At 63.6% G+C, this 5289-nt stretch carries 6 protein-coding genes; all 6 read right to left on the reverse strand.

Annotated elements, in window-relative coordinates:
• Window positions 1-95: 95 nt before the first annotated feature.
• Window positions 96-971: a formylglycine-generating enzyme family protein gene (locus tag ACFE99_RS22380; RefSeq protein ID WP_375488677.1), complete on the reverse strand. Its 876-nt coding sequence runs from the start codon at window positions 969-971 to the stop codon at window positions 96-98.
• A gap of 4 nt (window positions 972-975) precedes the next feature.
• Complete coding sequence (locus tag ACFE99_RS22385; RefSeq protein ID WP_375488679.1) at window positions 976-1443, reverse strand: hypothetical protein; 468 nt, start codon at window positions 1441-1443, stop codon at window positions 976-978.
• Between the two features lie 217 nt (window positions 1444-1660).
• Window positions 1661-4006: an arylsulfatase gene (locus ACFE99_RS22390; RefSeq protein WP_375488681.1), complete on the reverse strand. Its 2346-nt coding sequence runs from the start codon at window positions 4004-4006 to the stop codon at window positions 1661-1663.
• Between the two features lie 162 nt (window positions 4007-4168).
• A complete protein-coding gene (rpsQ, locus tag ACFE99_RS22395; protein WP_375488683.1) occupies window positions 4169-4561 on the reverse strand; it encodes a 30S ribosomal protein S17 in 393 nt (130 codons plus the stop codon).
• Complete coding sequence (rpmC, locus tag ACFE99_RS22400) at window positions 4561-4794, reverse strand: 50S ribosomal protein L29 (RefSeq protein ID WP_083089143.1); 234 nt, start codon at window positions 4792-4794, stop codon at window positions 4561-4563. Before rpmC ends, rpsQ begins: the two co-directional genes overlap by 1 nt.
• Window positions 4794-5210, reverse strand: coding sequence for a 50S ribosomal protein L16 (gene rplP, locus ACFE99_RS22405; protein ID WP_375488686.1), 417 nt, complete (start codon window positions 5208-5210; stop codon window positions 4794-4796). Before rplP ends, rpmC begins: the two co-directional genes overlap by 1 nt.
• Window positions 5211-5289: the final 79 nt, after the last annotated feature.

The raw sequence follows: 5289 nt of genomic DNA on the forward strand, positions 1-5289 counted from the left end.
GTTTACGTGAGGCAACGAATCCGCCTTCGCGCGCATCTTGACATGAGGCAACAGGTGACACGAGATTGCCGCCGGTAAAGGTGCGGAACCGGCGTTCAGGAGACGCAGCGGAACCCGATATGGGTGGTCGCGGTGTCCCGCGACTGGGGTGAGCGGGCGGCGGGCCGGTAGCGGTGGCAGTACTCCGGCGCGCACAGGTGCGAGCCGCCCTTCAGCGTCTGGTTGACGGACGGGTCAGCGGGTCCGCACGGTGTGCAGCAGGGTTTCGGGGGCTGCTCCAGCCGGTGGTGTGAGCTGTATTCGGTGGTGGTCCACTCCCAGACATTGCCGATCATGTCCAGCAACCCGAACCGATTGGGCGGGAAGGTCCCCACCGGCGAGGTCCCAGTCCAACCCAAGGCGCCGTCGTTGCGGTACGGGAATCGGCCCTGCCATGTGTTGGCCATCAACTGGCCCTCGGGCTTCTCCTCGTCTCCCCAGGCATACTTCGTGGTCATTCCACCGCGGGCGGCGTACTCCCACTCCGCTTCCGTGGGTAGCCGCCGCCCGGCCCACTGCGCATAGGCCGCGGCATCGGGGTAGGCAACCTGGACCACAGGGTGATCAGCCCGCGCGGCGACATCGCTGTCGGGTCCGAATGGGTGGCGCCAGCATGCGCCCGGTACCCAGTGCCACCACTGCCGCCAGTCGCGCAGGTCGACCGGACCCGGCGTTGGGCGGAATACCAGCGCACCGGGAACAAGGTCGTCAGGATTCGCACCGGGATACTGTGCGGGATCGATCGGTTTTTCGGCGACTGTCACATAACCTGTGGCAGCGACGAATTCGGCAAATTGCGCATTGGTCACCGGATGCCGTTCCACCGCGAATGGGGCCACGCTAGCGGTATGGATGGGAGCTTCTTCGGGGTAGAAGCTCGTCGATCCCATCCGAAACGCTCCGCCGGGCAGCTCAACCAGCTCGGTCAGCATGATGTCAGGGTATGACGACCGCGAAGTCGGCCATCAGCGCGATTTTGGCCGCGTCGAAACCCAGCAGCCCGCTCGGTCCTTCCTGGTGGATGGCGACCAGATAGCCGTTTGTGTTCGTCCAGATGTGAGCGATGCGGTCGGCGAAGGCGATTGCGCCCGACGATCCGCGGTACGTGCCGGTCAGCTGCTGGCTGCTGTACCCGCAGAACGGGGCTGGGGTGATGGTCACTTCGGCACCCGCCTTCGATCGCATCATCGCGTCGTACTGGGTGAAGGCTGCCGCAGGTGTGAGAATCGTCGACGCGATAGTGACCTTTCCTGTCATGCCGTCCGGTCCGGCTAACGCCAGGGCCACCTCACCGTCGCCGGCGGTCGACGTCCAGCCGTCCGGCACGCTAATGGTGACTTTGGGCGCCGCCGGGTCGGCGACGGTGGCGGTGGTGGGCTTGCCTACCACGCTTGCCGGCGGCAAGCATTCCAGCGCATCAGGCGGTATGTGAGCGGGCAGCGTCGTCTCGACCCCGGGAACTCCGGTGAGCGGGTCCGGCTGTGGTTGGCCAGCGACTCCCGTCGTCGAGGAACTCGCTACCTTTGCCGAAACTGCCGTACCGCCAGTGGTTTTAACGCAACTGGCCGAGACGGCCACCAGAAGGGCCGAGCAGAGCACAACGCCCCAATGCCTCACCATTTCAGTCGCGCGAAAAAGCCAGCGCCAGTTCGTTTCCGAGGTCCTTGTACGCGGCGCCAAAGAGGTCCACCGTAACCTGAGCAATCGCTCCGCCGCTGAAGACGAATGGCGCCTTATAGCGGCTCGATACTCCGGAACCGCTGTTGCGCCCGACGCTGATCGCCGCGCCGGCCAAGCCAAACGTGCCCGGGTGAGTCTTCATGTCCGGCAACGCGGCGACCGCGGTGTCGTCGATGTAGAGGGTGGCTTCACCCAGCGGGGTGTGGCTGTTCTCCACCGTGCCTCGCCGGATGTATTGGACACCCAGCAGCTGTCGGCCCAGCGGCACAGCGGCGGGTGAGGAGATGATCTGCTCCTGCTCACCGAGAAAGTTGTAGACGTAGTGCAGCCGTCCGTCCTGGATGAACAGGACGTGTCCGCCGTGGGCACCGCCCTGTTTGAACAACACACCTTCGGCACCGGTATCGACGGTCACCTCGGCCAGCACCGAGAACGACCGACCGTGGATTTCGACGCCCGCCCCAATCCCGACGTCGGCGGTATTGGGATAGTAAGTGTAGGTGGATCGTTCGCCGGCCAGGTAGGGCCGCCACCGTGACATCGTTTCCAGCAGGTTGAAGTCCGCGAGCGGCAGCCCGTTGTATTTGGCGGCCTCCGAAAACCACAGCGCCTTCAGTTCCGCGAGCTTCTCAGGCTGCTCCGCGGCGACGTCGTGGCATTGGCTGCGGTCGGCTTTGATGTGGAAGAGTTCCCAGCGGTCGGCGTCGAAGTGCGACCAGCCCGCGGGTGTGGCGGCGTGCACGGTGTTGGCGAACCAGCCTTTGTGCCAGATGCCCCGGGTGCCCAGCATCGTATAGAACTGCATTTCCTTGACCACGGCGCTCGGATCCTCCACGACCGCTTTGAAACTGACACCATCCAGCGGACGCTGAGCGATGCCTTTGACCGTCTCCGGCGCAGTGATACCCAGCAGGTCATAGACGGTCGGCGTGATATCGCAGACGTTGACGTAGTTGTCGCGCACCTCCCCTCGCGCAGCAATCCCGTTGGGCCAGCATATGATTGCCGCATCGGCGATGCCGCCCTCATGCGAGGCGTAGCGCTTGAACAACTTGTACGGCGTGTTGAACGCCATCGCCCACCCGATCGGGTAGTGGTTGTAGGTCTGCGGTCCACCGAGCCGGTCGAAATACTTCAGGCTCTCTGCGACGGTGTCGATGTAGCCGTTGAAGAACTTCGTCTCATTCACCGACCCGTTCGGTCCGCCTTCACCGCTGGCCCCGTTGTCGGAGATCACCACGATCAGTGTGTTGTCCAACTGCCCGGACACTTCGAGATAGTCCAGCACTCGGCCGATCTGGGCGTCGGTGTAGCTCAAGAAGCCGGCGAACACCTCGGCCATCCGGGAAAACAATCTCTTCTCGTCGGCACCCAACGAGTCCCAGGGGCGCACGGTGTCCTGCAGAGGCCACGGTTCGCCTTGCGGGCCTTTAACATCCAAATACGGATTAATTGGTGACAGCTCGGTATCCGACGGCACGATCCCCATCGCCTTCTGTCGCTCCAGCACAATGTCGCGGTAGTTTTCGTACCCCATGTCAAAGCGGCCGACGTATTTGTCGGCCCATTCCTTGAACACATGGTGCGGGGCATGGCCTGCACCCGGGCAGACATAGGCGAACCACGGCTTGTCGGGTGCGATCACCTTTGCATCGCGAATGAACTCGATCGTTTTGTCGGCGATGTCCTTCGACAGGTGGTAGCCGTCTTCAGGAGTAGCCGGTGGCGCCACAGGATGGTTGTCGTAGACCAGATCCGGATACCACTGATCGGTTTCCCCGCCCATGAAGCCGTAGAACCGCTCGAAACCTCGCGAAAGCGGCCAATTTCGTTTCGTTGACGCCAGATTCGACTCCTCCAGCGGTGTCAGATGCCATTTGCCGACGCAGTAGGTGTTGTAGCCGCGCTCGGCCAGCACCTCGGAGAGCAACGCGGTGTCGGCCGGGATTCGGCCGTTGCAGTTCGGAAACCCGTCGGTGAACTCTTCGATGGTGGCCATACCCACAGTGGTGGCGTTGCGACCGGTCAGCAACGACGCCCGAGTCGGCGAGCACAGCGCGGTGGTGTGAAACTGCGACAACCGCACACCGTGGTCGGCGATTCTGGTCGTGGCCGGCATGTCGACCAGCCCGCCGAAGCAATCCCATGTCGCGATTCCGACGTCGTCCCACACCACATAGAGGATGTTCGGCGCGTTTTCCGGTGCGGTCGGTGCGGCGTATGGACCCCAATCCGGCTCGGAGTCACGGATATCCAGCTCGATTTTGCCCTGAAACTGCGTTGCCATCACGGCTCCGTTCTTCTCGGTGCCGCGAGCCTATACCAGTCACGTGTCGAATAGTGGTGCAACTGCCAGCCATTTCAGGGCAGCCGAAACACCACGCCGTCGCTGCGCTATTGGCCAGAGCAGGGGCTACAGCTGCGAGTGCCCTCGCAGACCAGCCCGGTTTTACTTGGCCTTTTCGAGGATGTCGACGAGCCGCCAGCGTTTGGTCGCCGACAGCGGACGGGTCTCCATCAGCGAGACGCGGTCGCCGATGCCGGCGACGCTGTTCTCGTCGTGCGCCTTGACCTTCTTGGTGGTGCGGATGATCTTGCCGTAGAGGGGGTGCCTGACCCGGTCCTCCAGCTCGACCACGATGGTCTTTTGCATCTTGTCACTGACGACGTAGCCGATCGCGGTCTTGCGGCGGCCCCGCGGCTTCGGGGTGCGCGGAGTGTGCTTGGGCCCCTTATCTTTCGGCGCAGCATCTTTGGCAGCCGCTTTCGTCGGAGCCGCCTTTGACGCCTTGGTGGCGGCCTTTTTCGCCGGGGCCTTCGTGCCAGTCTTAGCCTCTGCCATTACGATTCCTCACCCCCGGGCCCGGATGCCAGGCCCAGTTCTCGTTCGCGCAACACCGTGTAGATGCGCGCGATCTCCTGACGCACGGTGCGCAGCCGACGGTTGTTGCTGAGCTGGCCGGTGGCCATCTGGAACCGCAGGTTGAACAACTCCTCCTTGGATTCGCGCAGACGCTCGACCAGCTCGTCGTCCGTGAGCTCACGCAGTTCGCCAGCGGAAACGCCCACTGCCATCAGAACTGCTCCTCTCGGGTCACGATGCGGGCCTTGATCGGCAACTTGTGTATTGCTCTGGTGAGCGCGGCCCTGGCGACGGCTTCATTGGGGTAGCTCAGCTCGAACAGCACCCGGCCCGGTTTGACGTTGGCGATCCACCACTCCGGTGAACCCTTGCCCGAACCCATCCGGGTCTCGGCGGGCTTTTTGGTCAGCGGACGGTCCGGGAAGATGTTGATCCACACTTTGCCGCCACGTTTGATGGGCCGGTTGATGGCGATACGCGCGGACTCGATCTGCCGGTTGGTGACGTAGGCGTGCTCTAACGCCTGGATGCCGTAGTCGCCGAAGCTCACCGTGGTGCCACCGCTGGCGATGCCGCGCTGGCGTGGGTGGTGCTGCTTGCGGTGCTTGACCTTGCGGGGAATCAACATGATTCAGCTCTCCGTGCTCTGCGTCTCGAGGGCCGGCTCGGCGGCCGCGGGAGCGGCGGCCTCCTCGGCTCCTGCGGCC

This window comes from uncultured Mycobacterium sp., assembly GCF_964249325.1.
GTDB lineage: Bacteria > Actinomycetota > Actinomycetes > Mycobacteriales > Mycobacteriaceae > Mycobacterium.

Excerpts from the sequence above, each read along its gene's own strand:
- ACFE99_RS22380 (WP_375488677.1), bottom strand. The coding sequence starts at position 971 with ATGCTGACCGAGCTGGTTGAGCTGCCCGGCGGAGCGTTTCGGATGGGA.
- ACFE99_RS22390 (WP_375488681.1), bottom strand. The coding sequence starts at position 4,006 with ATGGCAACGCAGTTTCAGGGCAAAATCGAGCTGGATATCCGTGACTCC.
- rpsQ (WP_375488683.1), bottom strand. The coding sequence starts at position 4,561 with ATGGCAGAGGCTAAGACTGGCACGAAGGCCCCGGCGAAAAAGGCCGCC.
- rpmC (WP_083089143.1), bottom strand. The coding sequence starts at position 4,794 with ATGGCAGTGGGCGTTTCCGCTGGCGAACTGCGTGAGCTCACGGACGAC.
- rplP (WP_375488686.1), bottom strand. The coding sequence starts at position 5,210 with ATGTTGATTCCCCGCAAGGTCAAGCACCGCAAGCAGCACCACCCACGC.